Raw genomic sequence first — 15,814 nt, forward strand, 5'->3', positions numbered from 1 at the left:
ACATTAATAATATGGATATGGACATGATGAAATTTCTCACGACTGTAAAATCTTTTCTGATTATCTGTGGCTTACTGATCTTATCTGGATGTGTATCTGTACAACAAAAAACCGCTCTCCAGGTACTTTCACCGGAACTGACTCAACAAGGGACTATTATCGATCTTAAAACAGGCAACGCCCTGACCCCTGATGAATTGATCAATCGGCTGGCATCACATCAACGGGTAATTGTGGGTGAAAAACATGATAATCCATATCATCATCAGATAGAGCTTTGGTTGGTTCAGCAACTTCCGCTTAAAAGAGAACAGGGGTCAGTCCTGTTAGAGATGATTAATCCTGATCAGCAGCAAAAAGTGAATAAGGTTAAGAGTTGGTTGCAAACTAAGCCTATCGTACGTGAAAGTCGCATAAAAGAGCTTCTTGCATGGCAAGATGGGTGGCGGTGGGAGTTGTATGGTGGATTGGTTATGGAGCTTATGTATCAGCCTTATCCGTTGCTGTCTGCAAACTTAGATCGCAGTGAAATTAAAGCAGTTTACAGTAACCCTCCGACCCTCCAGGGGAATATTTCTGTTGCTGAAAATGTTAAAGCGCAGATTGAAGCGGTGATTAAAGATGTTCACGGTGGTGAAATAACGGAACAACAGTTATCTGCCATGACAGCTATTCAGCAAATGCGGGATCGCAGAATGGCGGAACAGTTACTTAAAGCACCGGCTCCTGCCACACTGATTGCGGGTGGATATCATGCAACAAAAGTAATAGGTGTTCCTCTGCATGTTAAAGACTTATCTCCACAAGAGGATCTTGTTGTGTTGATCATCGCTGAAAAAAGCAATGTACTGGATAGCCAATATGCTGATTATGTCTGGTATACACCAGTAAAAAAACCGTAGATATTTTAAACAAATGGTAATCTTTTCCCCGTATATAAGGGGCCTTGGCACAGGGATGTGCTCAAGTTAACGATACAGGGAAAAATAATTTTCATTAGCATATGAAATTAATTATCATTACTAAATGATAATTAAAATTATGCGCTATCATCCATGTTGACGCTGACACACCCGGCCTTTCAAACGGGGCATTTTAAAAAAGGACTCGTTTCTGCTATTGCTGCTCACCTCATTTTGGTTGGTTGGATTATCTACCAGCCAGACGAAATTGCTATTGATGAACTGATGCCACCGCCGGCGGTGATGATGGAGCTTTCATTGTTAACAGAAGCGACACATCGGGTACAAAAACAGCCTATCGGTATTGAACAGCAACTTTCTGTTGCCAGCCGGCAGCAGGAAAGCGAGATTAATGAGATTAAGACGCCTGAGCTTATTAAAGATGAACAGGCGCAGATTCTGGTGCATAAACCTAAAAAACAGAAAAAACACCATGAGAAGCTTGAAAAAACACCACCGGTGAAGCGCCAGCAGGTAGAAGAACAAGAGAGTGAAAAATCTCAAAGTAGTGCTGCTATGGTGAGCAGTACGGCTATATCTACGAATGTTACTTCGCGGGTTGCTGCTTCTTATGACAGTGATTCAAAGGCTATCGCTGATGCGGATGCACTATGGCGAGCCGAAGTTATCGGGCATTTGAACCGCTATAAACGCTATCCAGAGGATGCACAGAGAAGAAACCGCACGGGTCGGCCTACAGTCAGATTCACTATTGATAAACAGGGCTATGTTACTAACAGTGACTTAGTTCGTCGTTCAGGAACTCATTCTTTAGACAGGGAAGCGAAGCAAGTTCTGGCAAGAGCGCAACCGTTGCCAGCTCCCCCCGATACCGTTTTAAGCGGTAATGGAATTACGATAGAACTTCCGATTGATTTTAGTTTAACTAATTAATACTTTTGAGTGACTTAAGGACAGCAAATATGTTAAGGCAGCAAGCGCGGTTTGCCCTGAAAACTAAAGGGCTGTTATTGATGTTTTTATTAAGCGGCTGGTTGAATCCTGTCGCCGCAGAGGAAGAAATTATGCCACCAAAGGCAATGAAACAACCACACCATATAACTACCCACGGTGATACTCGTATAGATGATTATTACTGGATGCGGGATGATAATCGTAAAGATCAAAAAGTCATTGATTATCTGACAGCCGAAAATAAATATACCGAACAGATGCTAAAACCCGGTGAACAGCTACGGGATACGTTATACGAAGAAATGGTTGGCAGGGTGAAGCAGGATGATCAATCGGTACCCTATACTTATAATGGGTATATTTATCGGACAACCTATGAAACGGGCAAAGATTTCCCAATTTATCAGCGTAAACCTGTTGATGGCTCATCAGATTGGCAGATACTGGTCGATGGTAATGAAAGGGCTAAAGGGCACGAATATTACCAACTGAGTAATTTTGCCATTTCTCTGGATAATAAACGTATTGCGATTGCTGAAGATACGCAAGGACGCCGTAATTATCAGATCTCTTTTAAAGATATTGCTGATAAACAGTGGAATAACGATGTAATAAAAAATACTTCTGGCAACATGGTTTGGGCTAACGACAACAATACGTTGTTTTATGTGCGCAGGCATTCACAAACGTTATTGCCATATCAGGTATTTCGTCACCAATATGGTAGCAATACCAGAGAAGATCAGAAAATATATCAGGAAGAAGATGAGCGTTTTTATTTAAGCATGTCTAAGAGCACTTCCCGCGATTATATTATGTTGGCGATAACCAGTAATTCGACTTCTGAATATTTGCTGATTGATGCCAATAAACCACAAGCTGAACTTCAACTATTTTCTCCTCGTCAGGAAGGCAGAGAGTATTATGTTGACCATTTCCGTGATCATTTCTACATCCGCTCAAATCATGAAAATGAAACTTATGGTCTTTATCAGACGGATGCCATCAATATACCGTGGAAAATAGTCATTGCTCCACGGCAAGATAGTGATCTTGAAGATTTCGATCTGTTTAATGACTGGTTGGTCGTACAGGAGCGAACAAAAGGATTACCAACAATTCGTCAGATTAATTGGCAGACACAGCAAGAAAAACAGATTAAGTTTGATGATCCAAGTTATATGGCATGGATTGATTACAACCCTGAACCCAATACTGATTTTGTCCGTTATGGTTATTCATCCATGACGACACCAAGCTCAACATTCCAATGGAATATGAAAACAGGCGGGCGGGAATTACTTAAGCAGCAGGAAGTAAAAGGTTTTGATAAACATCATTATGAGAGCCAGCGTATTTGGGTGAAGGCCCGTGATGGCATTGAAGTTCCGGTATCTCTGGTATATCGCAAATCACTGTTTAAAAAAGGTCATAACCCAATACTGATTTATGGATATGGGGCTTATGGTATCAGCATGGACCCTTCATTTAGTTCACCACGATTGAGTTTATTAGATCGGGGCTTTGTTTACGCCTTGGTGCATGTGCGTGGTGGCGGTGAATTGGGTAAGAAATGGTATCTACAAGGTAAAGTCGAAAATAAAATGAATAGTTTTAATGACTTTATCGATGTGACTAAAGCACTGATTGCTCAGAAATATGGTGACAGTAAACGTGTTTATGCGATGGGAGGGAGTGCGGGTGGTTTGCTAATGGGTACTGTGATTAATCAGGCACCGGAATTATATCGCGGTGTGGTTGCTCAGGTTCCATTTGTTGATGCCGTGACAACTATGCTTGATCCCTCTATTCCGCTGACCGTAGGAGAATATGAGGAGTGGGGTAATCCTGAAAATAAAGAAGATTATTTCCGGATTAAATCATATAGTCCGTATGACAATATAAAACATCAACGTTATCCAAACTTATTGGTTACGAGTGGATTTTATGATTCCCAAGTGCAATATTGGGAACCGACTAAATGGGTAGCAAAATTACGGGATATGAAGAAAGATAACTCTATTTTGTTATTAGAAACCAATATGAGTGCCGGGCATGGTGGTAAATCGGGCCGATTTAATCGATTAAAAGATACTGCACTGGATTACAGTTTTATTTTGATGCTGGATGATGCTAAAAAGTATTTTCCGCAATTAAAAGATAACTGAAATAAATTATAAATAGTATAAGTTTGTTATTTAAAGCACTGATAAATCATTATCAGTGCTAAATATTTTTATTTTCTAAAGACGCGCATGTGAGCAAATATTGATTTGTATGTATTTGGGATGATTGAAATGAAAATAATGACAAAGATAGCAGGGGCTGGTGTGGTTTTCATTGGGCTTCAAGGGTTTGCTTATGGCGAGGAAAAGCAAGAGAGAAAATCAGATAAGGTGATGAAATTCAGTAGCCTTAAGGTTTCTGGTTCACAGGATGATGCGGAAGTGAGAGCAATGGAAAGGCCCGGTTCATACAGTTCTAAAGGAGAAGATACAAAACTTCAATCAACGGATAGCATATTACGTAGTATGCCTGGGACCTATACGCAAATAGATCCGGGGCAGGGAACCGTGAGTGTGAATATTCGTGGATTAAGTGGATTTGGGCGAGTAAATATGATGGTTGATGGTGTTAGCCAGAGTTTTTATGGTACATCTCCGACGAGTCCAGCTCACGGTACTACTTATAACCAATTTGGTACAATCATTGATCCCAATTTTATTGTAGGAGTTGATGTCAATCGTGGTCAATCTGATGGCTCAGCGAGTGTTAATGCATTAGTGGGTAGCGCTAATTTTCGCACAATTGGTGTAGATGATGTGATATTCGCAGGGAATTCATTGGGAGTACGTACAAAAACAGCGTATGGAAATAATGGTGTTGGCTATAATGGTATGATAGCGGTTGCAGGTAAAACACCTGCTTTCAGTTCTGAAGGTTCAATAGGTGCTATGCTAGCTGTCAGCGGGCATTCAATTGATGCACATTATAAGAATGGCGACGGAGTATTAAGCGATGAGTTTGTTACAGATAAATCGTTTAAGCAAAAACCTAATTCTCAATTAATGAAAATAAAAATTGAACCAAATGAATTTCATGATATGGAGCTAAGTGGCCGGAACTATCACAATAAATTTACTCGCCGTCATATTGATAGTCGGGATATTTATTTAAAATATAATTACACTCCATTTAGTGAATGGGTTGATATAAAATTACTGGTTAGCACCAGTGAGAGTAGTCAACGTTATGAAGGTGATTCACTTTTTAAGTTGCTAAATAGTAATGCAAAAAATAAATCAGATGCAATAGATATCAATAATATTAGTCGCTTCGACTATGGTGATACAAATTTTGAGTTAACATTTGGCAGTAAGTTGATGGAAACCGAATATAGCAGGACAACAAATAGTGTTTATTCTGGTCGAGGTAAAGATGAAAAAGAAAAGAACGAATATAAAAAGAAAGATAGTGAAGTAAAAGAAAATAATGTTTTCGCGCCAAGTGGTAAACAAGATATTGCCAGTATTTATGGTGGATTAAAAATAAATCGTGGAATTTATCAGGCAGATATTACGTTTAATTATATGGATTACAGTGTCAAAGGCTATAAACCGGCTTGTGATCTGCGGATTCCTTGTTTTCCCCAGGGAGCAACCGAATTGGATTTAAAAGAACATGGGTTTAATCCAGGTATTTTACTATCAGCAGAAATTATTCCTGAGTTCCAACCATTCGTAAGTTATGCCCGTTCAATGAGAGCACCAAATATTCAGGAGACTTTCTATAGTAATGAAGGTGGTGGATCTATGAACCCATTTTTGAAAGGAGAGTCATCAGACACTTATCAAATTGGTTTTAACAGTTTCCGCCCAGATTTAATTGTAAAGGGAGATACTTTCCGTCTGAAAGCTGCTTGGTATCATACTAAAGTAAAAAATTATATTCTCAGTGATATCTGGCTTATATGTGGCAATAGGAAAAAATGTAAAGACGATAGTTCGACAGATTACAATGAAGTCGATCCTAACATTAAAATGTATATTTATCACAATAGCTTGACTCCGGTAAAAATACGCGGATATGAAATTGCTGCTGATTATGATGCTGGTATGTTTTATAGCAAATTGGCTTATAGTTGGCAAAAAACGCGCCAGCCAACCTCTGCCGCTACAGCGCATTTTGGTGCAGAGCCGTTGTCACAATTACCTGATAGCTTTATGACGTTGGATACCGGTGTTCGTTTATTTAATGAGAAATTCCGTGTTGGTGCGATTGTTAAATATACCGGTGATTCTCATAGGCTGGACCCAGATCAATATAATTTTGATGAAGATGGGAGGGTTGTACAGCAAAAAGAACCTAAAATTCCAACGATAGTCGATCTTTATAGCGATTATCAGATAAATCACAATGTGCTGCTGAAATTCTCAGTACAGAATTTGGCAAATAAAAATTACTCTGAAGCACTTAATCGTGCAAACTCTTCTCCATTAATGACTGAGCAAACTTCGGCTATGCAAACCGCTCGGGGCCGGACTTATATTGTCGGCGCAGAAATTCGTTTCTGACTTGTAGGAGAAATAAGTGGCAAAGGAAGGCCACTATTTCAGATTTGCAGAGCGTTTTTTCCGTTCTTTTTTGATTTTCAACACCTCACTTTCAATCCAGCCATCTTGTAAACGGGTATTCAGGACATCACCAACACGTACCTGTTTGGTTTGTTTCAGTAATTTTCCATCCGATGTTTGACTAATGTTATAACCACGAGCCAGTGTTGCCAGAGGGCTAACGGCTTCCATCCGTGAACAGGAAACGGCAAATTTTTCTCTGGAACGGCTGATTTGCTTTTCAATCGCCTGTCTTAACCGAAAATCTTGTTGCTGAATCTGTTGGCTATACTGGTGGATCTGCGGGCTAGGTTCCACGTACCAGAGCCGTTGCTGTAATTTCTCATAAGCCAGGCTGCTTTGCTTTAAGTACCGTTGTAAGCTGTCAGTGAGTCGCTGGCGTAAATTGACCAGTAAGTTTTGCTGACGCGCTAGTCGTAAATGAGGGTGTTGTTGCTGTAAACGATGAGATAACAGACTGAAAACACGTTGTTTCTGGGCAAAGAAATAATCCATTGCCATCTCCAACCGCTGTTGTTGCGACTGAATTTGACGTAATAATTCGAGCTGATTACGGCTAACTAACTCAGCGGCCGCTGATGGCGTCGGGGCGCGTAAATCTGCCACAAAATCAGCAATGGTGACATCTGTTTCATGACCGACCGCACTGACTATCGGAATATCACTGTGAAAAATGGCTCTGGCGACACGTTCATCGTTGAAACTCCATAAGTCTTCTAAAGAGCCACCACCGCGCCCAACAATCAATACATCACACTCCCGACGCTTATTAGCTAATTCAATAGCTCGAATAATCTGCAATGGTGCTTCTGTGCCCTGAACCGCTGTTGGATAAATGATGATGGGTAATGATGGATCACGACGCTTTAAAATATTCAAAATATCATGCAGGGCTGCGCCACTGGTTGAAGTAATGACACCAAGCTGTTGAGCAGGGGATGGCAGGGGCTTCTTGTGGCTTTGGTCAAATAATCCTTCGGCATCAAGTTTTTGTTTCAATAATTCAAACTGTTGCTGTAACAGGCCATCACCGGCGGGTTGCATATTTTCAACAATAAGCTGGTAATCTCCTCTTGGTTCATAAAGCGTGATTGTCGCGCGAACCAAAACTTGCTGACCATTTTGTGGCCTGAATGTTACCCGTTGATTGCTACTGCGAAACATTGCCGCCCGCACTTGGGCACGCTCATCTTTCAGCGTGAAATACCAGTGCCCGGAGGCGGGGTGAGAAAAATTGGATATTTCAGCGCTTAGCCAAATTCTGCCCATTTCCATTTCGAGCAGTTGCCGAACCGTCTGATTGAGACGGCTGACAGAAAAAATTCCAGTATTAAAAAGTAGTGACATGTGAGAAAGATCAAATTTCAAAACAATAACTTAATATGCTGATACTAACCTTCATCATGAAGTAAGCAAGAAATTTTTTAATAAAATGCTGGAGGCAACCGATTACGTTCTGTATAATGCCGCGGCAATATTTTATCCCTTAAATTTTCAGCAGCTTGGTGAGATATTGCTTATGTTACGAATTAAAAAAGAAGCTTTAACCTTTGATGATGTTCTGTTAGTTCCTGCCCACTCTACTGTTTTACCTAACACTGCTGACCTGTCTACTCAACTGACTTCCTCCATTCGTTTGCAAGTTCCTATGTTGTCTGCCGCTATGGATACCGTCACCGAATCCGGTTTGGCTATTGCGTTGGCTCAGGAAGGTGGAATGGGTTTTATCCATAAAAATATGTCCATTGAGCGTCAGGCAGAAGAAGTTAGCCGAGTCAAAAAACATGAGAGTGGGGTAGTGACAGATCCAGTCACTGTGGCACCTAAAACAACGCTGCGTGAAGTTAAGGAATTGACAGAACGTAATGGTTTCGCGGGTTATCCGGTTGTCACTGAAGGAAATGAGTTGGTTGGTATTATTACTGGCCGTGATGTACGTTTCGTTACCGATTTGGATCAGCCTGTTACTGCGGTAATGACGCCTAAAGAGCGTCTGGTGACAGTAAAAGAAGGTGAAGCCCGTGAAGTTGTGTTGCAAAAAATGCACGAAAAACGTGTCGAAAAAGCGCTGGTAGTTGATGAAAACTTTCATCTACTTGGCATGATCACGGTTAAAGATTTTCAGAAAGCAGAACGTAAACCGAACGCCTGTAAGGATGAACGTGGCCGTTTACGTGTTGGTGCCGCGGTTGGTGCCGGTGCTGGCAATGAAGCGCGTATTGATGCACTGGTTGCCGCCGGTGTTGATGTTCTGCTTATTGATTCCTCGCATGGTCATTCTGAAGGGGTACTGCAACGTATCCGTGAAACCCGCGCTAAATACCCGAATCTACAAATTATTGGTGGTAACGTGGCGACTGGGGAAGGCGCAAAAGCGCTGGTAGCGGCTGGCGTCAATGCGGTTAAAGTCGGTATTGGTCCCGGTTCTATCTGTACTACCCGTATTGTTACTGGTGTAGGAGTGCCACAAATTACCGCTATCTCTGATGCCGTTGAAGCGCTGGAAGGCACCGGCATTCCAGTTATTGCTGATGGTGGTATTCGTTTCTCTGGCGATATTGCCAAAGCCATCGCCGCGGGAGCGTCGTGTGTTATGGTGGGCTCTATGTTGGCAGGGACAGAAGAATCACCAGGAGAAATTGAGCTCTACCAAGGACGTTCATTTAAATCTTATCGTGGTATGGGATCATTGGGGGCGATGTCCAAAGGCTCTTCTGATCGATATTTCCAAACTGATAATGCCGCAGACAAACTGGTGCCGGAAGGTATTGAAGGCCGTGTTGCCTATAAAGGCTTGCTGAAAAACATTGTCCATCAGCAAATGGGAGGCTTGCGTTCCTGTATGGGGCTGACTGGTTGTGCAACTATTGATGAGTTGAGAACCAAAGCAGAATTTGTTCGCATCAGTAATGCCGGTATTCAGGAAAGCCACGTTCACGATGTCACTATCATCAAAGAGTCTCCAAACTACCGGTTAGGTTTGTAATCCATATTTATTGTGGCCCATATAAGGGCCACTTATCTTTATTTGTTACTTGTTTTTTTGGAATTCACCGCACATGACAACTAATATCCATCAGCACCGCATTCTTATCCTTGATTTTGGTTCGCAATATACTCAATTGATTGCTCGCCGTATCCGTGAAATCGGGGTTTATTGTGAACTTTGGGCATGGGATGTCACTGAAGAGCAAATCCGCGAATTTAACCCAAGCGGCATTATTCTTTCCGGTGGCCCGGAAAGTACCACAGCACAAGGAAGCCCACGTGCTCCTGAATATGTTTTCAACGCTGGCGTTCCGGTTCTGGGCGTTTGCTATGGCATGCAAACGATGTCAGTACAGTTTGGTGGTAAGGTAGAAGATTCTACTGAGCGTGAATTTGGGTATGCTCAGGTTGAGATTAAAGCGGAGAGTGCATTATTCCGTGGGATCCAAGATTCATTAAATGAGCAAGGTAAACCATCATTGGATGTATGGATGAGTCACGGTGATAAAGTTACTGCAATTCCCGAGGACTTTATCACTATCGCCAGCACTGATACCTGTCCATTTGCCATCATAGCAAATGAAGAAAAACGTTTTTATGGCGTGCAATTCCACCCGGAAGTCACTCATACCCATCAGGGACAGCGTATATTGGAACGTTTTGTACTGGATGTATGCCAATGTGAAGCGTTGTGGACGCCTGCTTCTATTATCGAAGATACCGTTGTACGCCTGCGTGAACAGGTTGGTGAGGATCACGTTATTTTGGGGCTGTCCGGTGGTGTTGATTCCTCTGTCACTGCATTGTTACTGCATCGTGCAATTGGTAACCGCCTGACCTGTGTATTTGTTGATAATGGTTTACTGCGTTTGAATGAAGCCACTCAAGTGATGGAAATGTTTGCCGGCAAATTTGGACTGAATATTGTTCATGTTCCCGCAGAAGATCGCTTCCTGACTGCACTGGCTGGCATCAATGATCCTGAAGAGAAGCGTAAAACAATTGGTCGTGTATTTGTTGAAGTCTTTGATGAAGAGGCGAGCAAACAGGCTCAGGTTAAATGGCTGGCACAGGGCACTATATATCCGGATGTCATCGAATCAGCAGCATCTGCGACAGGCAAAGCACACGTTATCAAATCTCATCATAACGTAGGTGGTTTGCCGGAAGAGATGAAATTGGGTTTGGTGGAACCGCTGAAAGAGTTGTTCAAAGATGAAGTACGTAAGATTGGTTTGGAATTGGGATTGCCTTATGACATGTTGAACCGTCATCCATTCCCAGGCCCTGGCTTGGGTGTTCGTGTACTGGGTGAAGTGAAGAAAGAGTACTGCGATTTGCTGCGTTGTGCAGATGCTATTTTCATCGAAGAGCTGCATAAGGCTGATTTGTACAATAAAGTCAGCCAGGCGTTTACTGTATTCTTGCCAGTTCGCTCCGTGGGCGTGATGGGGGATGGTCGTAAATATGACTGGGTTGTTTCGTTACGGGCAGTAGAAACGATTGATTTTATGACCGCACATTGGGCGCATTTACCATACGATTTCCTGGGTCGGGTTTCTAACCGGATCATCAATGAAGTCAATGGGATATCAAGAGTTGTCTATGATGTCAGCGGTAAACCACCTGCGACTATTGAGTGGGAATGATCCCGCGTCCGGCATAGACCGGCACCTGGACCTGCAGCGCGACGCGCTCAAGCAGGCCGGGCTTGCAGCAGCCCGCGCACGTGGCCGCAAACCGAAGCTAGACGACCAGCAGGTGCGCGAGATCAAAGCCCTGTTGCGCGATCCCGATATTCAGGTGGCCGAGGTAGCCCGCCGTTATGGCGTGTCTCGAACCACACTTTACAAGCACGTCGGCGTCATCACGCCGCGCCAATGAGGATTTGGGATGACCCAACAACTAGATGCGCAGACAGCGTGCGCAGCAAGGTTACTCCTAGAGCTGTTGCAGTGCCTGTATGTCCCGTCACGGCAGCGACTGAGGCTTTGGCGACAGAGGGCGGGCTCGAAGCCCGAGGGGCCATTTTCACGCGCTTTGAGGTGGTGGATTTCATTCTCGACTTGGTTGGTTACACAGAGGATCAACCGCTTCACGAAAAGCGGCTTTTGGAGCCGTCATTTGGTGGTGGCGACTTTCTGTTGCCGATCATTGAGCGGCTACTGAGTGCATGGCGGGCAGCAAGGCCGAGTGGTTCCGCGCTCGACGAACTAACCGATGCAATCCGGGCGGTGGAATTGCACCACGAGACCTTTAAGAGCACCAAAGCTGCCGTTGTCGCACTGCTCAGGCGGCAAGGGATCGCTGCGAATGCTGCGGTTACGTTGGCTAGTTACTGGCTGTCGCAAGGCGATTTCCTGCTGGCACCGCTGGAGGGGCAATTTGATTTTGTGGTTGGCAACCCACCCTATGTTCGTCAGGAGTTGATTCCGGCGCCGCTGCTTGCAGAATATCGTAGTCGTTACCTGACGATGTATGACCGGGCAGATATCTACATTCCCTTCATTGAGCGGTCTCTGTCAGTTTTGTCGGATGGTGGCAGCCTAGGCTTCATCTGCGCTGATCGCTGGATGAAAAACCGCTATGGCGGGCCACTGCGCAGCCTCGTAGCCGAGCGGTTCCACCTGAAAGTCTATGTCGACATGGTGGATACACCTGCCTTCCACTCCGATGTAATTGCTTACCCAGCAATCACTATCATCAGCCGTGAAGTGCCGGGGCCAACGCGCATCGCTTACCGCCCGGCTATTGACCGTGCGACGCTGACCGCATTGGCAGGTTTGCTCAAAGCACCTTCGCTGCCGAAGGAAGTCGGCCCGGCGCGTGAACTTGCCCGAGTGACCAACGGTTCGGAGCCGTGGTTGCTGGAGTCGTTCGACCAGATGGCGGTTATTCGCCGTCTGGAGGGGGACTTTCCCCTGCTGGAAGAGGCAGGGTGTAAGGTCGGGATCGGTGTTGCGACTGGCGCGGACAAAGCATTTATCGGGGATTTCGACGCGCTTAATGTTGAGCCAGACCGGAAGGTGCCGCTGGTAACAACCAAAGACATCATGACTGGCGAAGTGGAGTGGCGCGGTCTGGGTGTTATCAACCCCTTTGCTGAGCAGGGCGGACTGGTCGATCTTGACGAGTATCCCCGTCTGCGGCGCTACCTTGAGGCTCGACGAGAGGTGATCGCTGGGCGTCACTGTGCGCAGAAAGCTCCGGCCAACTGGTATCGCACAATTGACCGCATCATGCCGTCGTTGGCTGCGAGGCCAAAGCTCCTGATTCCAGATATCAAGGGACAGGCGCATATCGTCTATGAAAATGGTGAACTGTATCCTCACCACAACCTCTACTACGTCACGTCAGACGACTGGGATTTACGGGCCTTGCAGGCTGTCCTGCTATCCGCTGTCACTCGTCTGTTTGTGGCGACCTATTCAACGAAAATGCGGGGTGGATTCCTACGCTTCCAAGCTCAGTACCTGCGCCGCATTCGCATTCCGCACTGGGCTGAAGTGTCAGAACCGCTGCGCCGTGAGTTAGCCGAGGCTGCTATCAAACGGGACTTGCAAGCTTGCAACCGGGCTGTGTTCAGGCTCTACGACCTAAGCCAAGAAGAACGATCTGCCCTCGGGGGAAATGGAGAATAAATGGCGCTCGATCTCGTCGACTACGAACAGAAAGCCCGCGAAGCCGTGAAGGCGTTTTGGGGCAACCGCGAAGCAGCTTTCGGCAAGCAACCGCGTCCATTTGTAGGGTGGATGATGATGGTTGAGGATGCGCCGGAGTTTCGTAAATCCGTCCGCGACTCGTCGCCACACTTTCCTGTGTTCGAGGAATTCAAGGGCGCGTCATATCTCAAGCGGTATGACCTGCTGTGTCAGCGACTGGTGCAGGAGCAGCTTTACACTACCGCTGCCGTCATCGCGGCGGAGCGCAGCGCGGTGAATACCGGCGATTTCGCGGAGCTGTCCTCGATGACCAGCCTCAAAACGTTCGTGGCAGCTTTGGCAGGCCACGTTGCGGCAGAAGCGGCACGGTTGGGCTGAGATAGGAGCACCAATGTCCGATCTTAGCGGGAGTGAACGTCGGAAACTGGAAAGGCTGCTCGGAATGAGCGGCGGGTACGTCCTCAATTTTTCCGACCGAACCTTCGGCGACTTCTTCGACGAATACCGGGTGGAAATTGATGCCGAACGCTACCGAGCGCGCGGCACGTCGAAGGCTAACCGTATGCGCATCTTCTGGGAGTTGGAGGCGAACTATGTGGTGGGTCGAGTTATCGGCGGTTTGGTCGACTACGCCAGCGAAAAGCAGTGCTTTGGTGACAGCAACCCAGTGCTGATTGACGATTGCCGGAAGATCGCTCAGCGGCTTCTCAGTGACCAGCCGGTTGCTGAGCTAGATGCGCTGATAGCCATCGCGGATGAACGAGATTTCGAGGTGGTGGCGGAGCACGTTCGCGAAGCTATCGAGAAAAATCAACCTGAGGGCGGGTTAGATAGGCTTCATACGTTCGTCAACAAGTTTATCCGTGTAACATGTGCGCCTCACGGCATCACGATCACCCGTGGCAAACCGTTGCATAGCGTCTTTGGCGAGTATGTGAAGGCGTTACGTGATGGAGGTCATCTTGAGTCAGCGATGACCGAGCGTATCTTAAAGTCCAGCATCTCGGTGCTTGAAGCCTTTAACGATGTGCGGAACAACAAGAGCTTAGCTCACGACAACCCAATCCTGAATTATGAGGAAAGCCTGTTGATCTTCAATCATGTTGCGGCCTCGGTTCGGTTTATCAAGTCGCTAGAGGCGAGGATAAAAGCTAAAGTGACACAGGCGAAACACGGTGGTTGGGACGAAAGTATCCTTTTCTAGCCGCGATGGCATCGCACGGAACTTGGCTACCAAACCGTGCACTTTGAAAGGAGGGCGACACCAAATTTATAAGAGTGGGAAGTTCTCAGAGTCTATAGACATCGGTTGAAGCCTAAACTAAAAACACCAATAAAATTAAAGCGTTTTTTGGTGTTTTTATTTGTGATATGCACTGTGGATGTTCACTTTAGGTTGTTGTTAAGACTAGGTTTTTTCAGCTTTATTTTGTCCAGAATCTGGACTGGGTTTAATGACAACAAATAGGCTATGTGCACAAATTCCACGACATCTATACCCGTTATCTTTCAAATTGCCTCTTTGTTGGCTGCACTCGCTCACCCCAGTCACATAGTTAGCTATGCTCCCGAGGATTCGCTCCCTTGCCGTCGCGATGTATCTTGAAATCCATAGGGTATATATCAGCATTGTTTTTTTAGTTGCTCATTCTAACCCTAAGCAAAGGATGGTAAAAAACACCTACTATTAAAGCGGTTTATATCAACAGACATTTATGCGTCATTGACTTACTGTGTGATGGGGCATATGATGATTTCACATACACTTATGACGCACTTAAATATGATATTCATTGAAACTGATATTTTTACTGAGGACTGTAAAGAGTTATTAAGTGGCGATGAATATCGTGAGTTTCAGCAATATCTTGCAGATAATCCCACGGCTGGAGATGTTATCCAGCGTACTGGCGGGTTGCGTAAAGTCAGGTGGGTCTCTCGTGGTAAGGAAAAGCGTGGTGGTGTACGTATTATTTATTACTACAAAGTGGATGTTTCACATATCCGATTGTTGTTGATTTATAAAAAAGGCACAAAAGACGATCTGAGTGAATCAGAGAAGAAAATCCTGAGAGACTTAAATGAGAGGTGGTAGAGATGGATAGTAAATTATTTGCCAGGCTGACTGAAAGTATGACACAGATGAATGAGATTATTAATGGTGAACGTGTGCCCTCTCGTGAAATTAATGTTGAGGCGATAAAAGTAAAGAATATTCGCCAAGCGACAGGCTTAAGTCAAACTGGTTTTGCTAAGTTGATTTCCGTTAACGTTGGGACTTTACGCAATTGGGAGCAAGGAAGACGTGAACCAACCGGGCCAGCAAAAGCATTGCTGAAAGCAATAGAAAAAGATCCTATTCATGTTTTAAAAGCGTTGTCTATGTAAATTAATTATTCGTAAGGTATCAAACCTCGTCTCAAGCGCTGAGGAATCCCCACAAATCAGCGCTAATAAATCAAAACCATATTTTGGTAGATTTTGGCGAGGTGCTTGAGTGTTTTATTAAGCACTATTTCAAATAATATTAGCGGAGAATGGCGTAATACATTCTCCGCTAATGTTAGGTGAGAGATGACTCTTCTTGATTTGATACTATTTGCCTGATAATTAAGGTGTATTCCTTTATTTTCGGCATAAAAACCAATCAGCC

14 protein-coding genes and 1 pseudogene are annotated in these 15,814 nt (G+C 44.8%); 12 read left to right on the forward strand and 3 right to left on the reverse strand.

The genetic code is table 11. From position 1 onward, the window contains the following. The first annotated feature begins 26 nt into the window (after window positions 1-26). The 4 genes from CKY02_RS18035 (at window position 27) to CKY02_RS18050 (ending at window position 6,451) form a co-directional block, all read left to right on the forward strand. Entirely contained in the window at window positions 27-902 is an 876-nt protein-coding gene (locus CKY02_RS18035) for a ChaN family lipoprotein (protein ID WP_112896357.1), read from the forward strand. A gap of 153 nt (window positions 903-1,055) precedes the next feature. Then, entirely contained in the window at window positions 1,056-1,856 is an 801-nt protein-coding gene (locus CKY02_RS18040) for an energy transducer TonB (RefSeq protein ID WP_112896348.1), read from the forward strand. An 80-nt stretch (window positions 1,857-1,936) separates the two neighbouring features. Continuing rightward, complete coding sequence (locus tag CKY02_RS18045) at window positions 1,937-4,045, forward strand: S9 family peptidase (protein WP_420800741.1); 2,109 nt, start codon at window positions 1,937-1,939, stop codon at window positions 4,043-4,045. Window positions 4,046-4,174: 129 nt separating this feature from the next. After that, complete coding sequence (locus CKY02_RS18050) at window positions 4,175-6,451, forward strand: TonB-dependent receptor domain-containing protein (RefSeq protein WP_112896359.1); 2,277 nt, start codon at window positions 4,175-4,177, stop codon at window positions 6,449-6,451. Window positions 6,452-6,484: 33 nt separating this feature from the next. Here the strand turns inward: CKY02_RS18050 and xseA are convergent, their stop codons facing one another. Continuing rightward, window positions 6,485-7,858 carry an exodeoxyribonuclease VII large subunit gene (gene xseA, locus CKY02_RS18055; RefSeq protein WP_112896349.1) on the reverse strand — a complete coding sequence of 458 codons (1,374 nt, stop codon included), beginning with the start codon at window positions 7,856-7,858 and terminating at the stop codon, window positions 6,485-6,487. A 172-nt stretch (window positions 7,859-8,030) separates the two neighbouring features. On the opposite strand from xseA, the gene guaB reads away from it, so the two are divergent. From guaB to CKY02_RS18085, 6 genes are all read left to right on the forward strand, one after another. Then, the gene (guaB, locus tag CKY02_RS18060; protein WP_112896360.1) at window positions 8,031-9,497 is read left to right on the forward strand and encodes an IMP dehydrogenase; all 1,467 of its coding nucleotides are present in this window, start codon (window positions 8,031-8,033) and stop codon (window positions 9,495-9,497) included. A gap of 73 nt (window positions 9,498-9,570) precedes the next feature. Beyond that, window positions 9,571-11,148: a glutamine-hydrolyzing GMP synthase gene (gene guaA / locus CKY02_RS18065; RefSeq protein ID WP_112896350.1), complete on the forward strand. Its 1,578-nt coding sequence runs from the start codon at window positions 9,571-9,573 to the stop codon at window positions 11,146-11,148. After that, entirely contained in the window at window positions 11,105-11,383 is a 279-nt protein-coding gene (locus CKY02_RS18070) for a helix-turn-helix domain-containing protein (protein ID WP_240002086.1), read from the forward strand. The genes guaA and CKY02_RS18070 overlap by 44 nt, the downstream gene beginning before the upstream one ends. A gap of 107 nt (window positions 11,384-11,490) precedes the next feature. Then, window positions 11,491-13,140 (forward strand): Eco57I restriction-modification methylase domain-containing protein, encoded by a 1,650-nt coding sequence (locus CKY02_RS18075; protein WP_112896361.1) that lies wholly within the window; start codon window positions 11,491-11,493, stop codon window positions 13,138-13,140. Next, the gene (locus tag CKY02_RS18080; RefSeq protein ID WP_112896351.1) at window positions 13,141-13,539 is read left to right on the forward strand and encodes a PaeR7I family type II restriction endonuclease; all 399 of its coding nucleotides are present in this window, start codon (window positions 13,141-13,143) and stop codon (window positions 13,537-13,539) included. Window positions 13,540-13,552: 13 nt separating this feature from the next. After that, window positions 13,553-14,365 carry an abortive infection family protein gene (locus tag CKY02_RS18085; RefSeq protein ID WP_112896352.1) on the forward strand — a complete coding sequence of 271 codons (813 nt, stop codon included), beginning with the start codon at window positions 13,553-13,555 and terminating at the stop codon, window positions 14,363-14,365. Between the two features lie 204 nt (window positions 14,366-14,569). Here CKY02_RS18085 and CKY02_RS24875 read toward each other — a convergent pair whose 3' ends face one another. After that, on the reverse strand, window positions 14,570-14,791 hold the full coding sequence (locus CKY02_RS24875) for a hypothetical protein (RefSeq protein WP_162120960.1): 222 nt from the start codon (window positions 14,789-14,791) through the stop codon (window positions 14,570-14,572). Window positions 14,792-14,944: 153 nt separating this feature from the next. On the opposite strand from CKY02_RS24875, the gene CKY02_RS18095 reads away from it, so the two are divergent. Continuing rightward, on the forward strand, window positions 14,945-15,256 hold the full coding sequence (locus CKY02_RS18095; protein WP_112896362.1) for a type II toxin-antitoxin system RelE/ParE family toxin: 312 nt from the start codon (window positions 14,945-14,947) through the stop codon (window positions 15,254-15,256). Window positions 15,257-15,258: 2 nt separating this feature from the next. Then, complete coding sequence (locus CKY02_RS18100) at window positions 15,259-15,549, forward strand: helix-turn-helix domain-containing protein (protein ID WP_112875692.1); 291 nt, start codon at window positions 15,259-15,261, stop codon at window positions 15,547-15,549. Window positions 15,550-15,611: 62 nt separating this feature from the next. Here CKY02_RS18100 and CKY02_RS18105 read toward each other — a convergent pair. Further along, window positions 15,612-15,814 (reverse strand): annotated as a pseudogene (locus CKY02_RS18105) (IS4 family transposase); the annotation flags it as partial.

The organism is Photorhabdus bodei, assembly GCF_003287735.1.
GTDB lineage: Bacteria > Pseudomonadota > Gammaproteobacteria > Enterobacterales > Enterobacteriaceae > Photorhabdus > Photorhabdus kayaii.

Bases quoted from the DNA above. Each gene is read 5' to 3' on its own strand.
- CKY02_RS18035 (WP_112896357.1), top strand. From the start codon at position 27: ATGAAATTTCTCACGACTGTAAAATCTTTTCTGATTATCTGTGGCTTA.
- CKY02_RS18040 (WP_112896348.1), top strand. From the start codon at position 1,056: ATGTTGACGCTGACACACCCGGCCTTTCAAACGGGGCATTTTAAAAAA.
- CKY02_RS18045 (WP_420800741.1), top strand. From the start codon at position 1,937: ATGTTTTTATTAAGCGGCTGGTTGAATCCTGTCGCCGCAGAGGAAGAA.
- CKY02_RS18050 (WP_112896359.1), top strand. From the start codon at position 4,175: ATGAAAATAATGACAAAGATAGCAGGGGCTGGTGTGGTTTTCATTGGG.
- xseA (WP_112896349.1), bottom strand. From the start codon at position 7,858: ATGTCACTACTTTTTAATACTGGAATTTTTTCTGTCAGCCGTCTCAAT.
- guaB (WP_112896360.1), top strand. From the start codon at position 8,031: ATGTTACGAATTAAAAAAGAAGCTTTAACCTTTGATGATGTTCTGTTA.
- guaA (WP_112896350.1), top strand. From the start codon at position 9,571: ATGACAACTAATATCCATCAGCACCGCATTCTTATCCTTGATTTTGGT.
- CKY02_RS18070 (WP_240002086.1), top strand. From the start codon at position 11,105: ATGATGTCAGCGGTAAACCACCTGCGACTATTGAGTGGGAATGATCCC.
- CKY02_RS18080 (WP_112896351.1), top strand. From the start codon at position 13,141: ATGGCGCTCGATCTCGTCGACTACGAACAGAAAGCCCGCGAAGCCGTG.
- CKY02_RS18085 (WP_112896352.1), top strand. From the start codon at position 13,553: ATGTCCGATCTTAGCGGGAGTGAACGTCGGAAACTGGAAAGGCTGCTC.
- CKY02_RS24875 (WP_162120960.1), bottom strand. From the start codon at position 14,791: ATGCTGATATATACCCTATGGATTTCAAGATACATCGCGACGGCAAGG.
- CKY02_RS18095 (WP_112896362.1), top strand. From the start codon at position 14,945: ATGATATTCATTGAAACTGATATTTTTACTGAGGACTGTAAAGAGTTA.
- CKY02_RS18100 (WP_112875692.1), top strand. From the start codon at position 15,259: ATGGATAGTAAATTATTTGCCAGGCTGACTGAAAGTATGACACAGATG.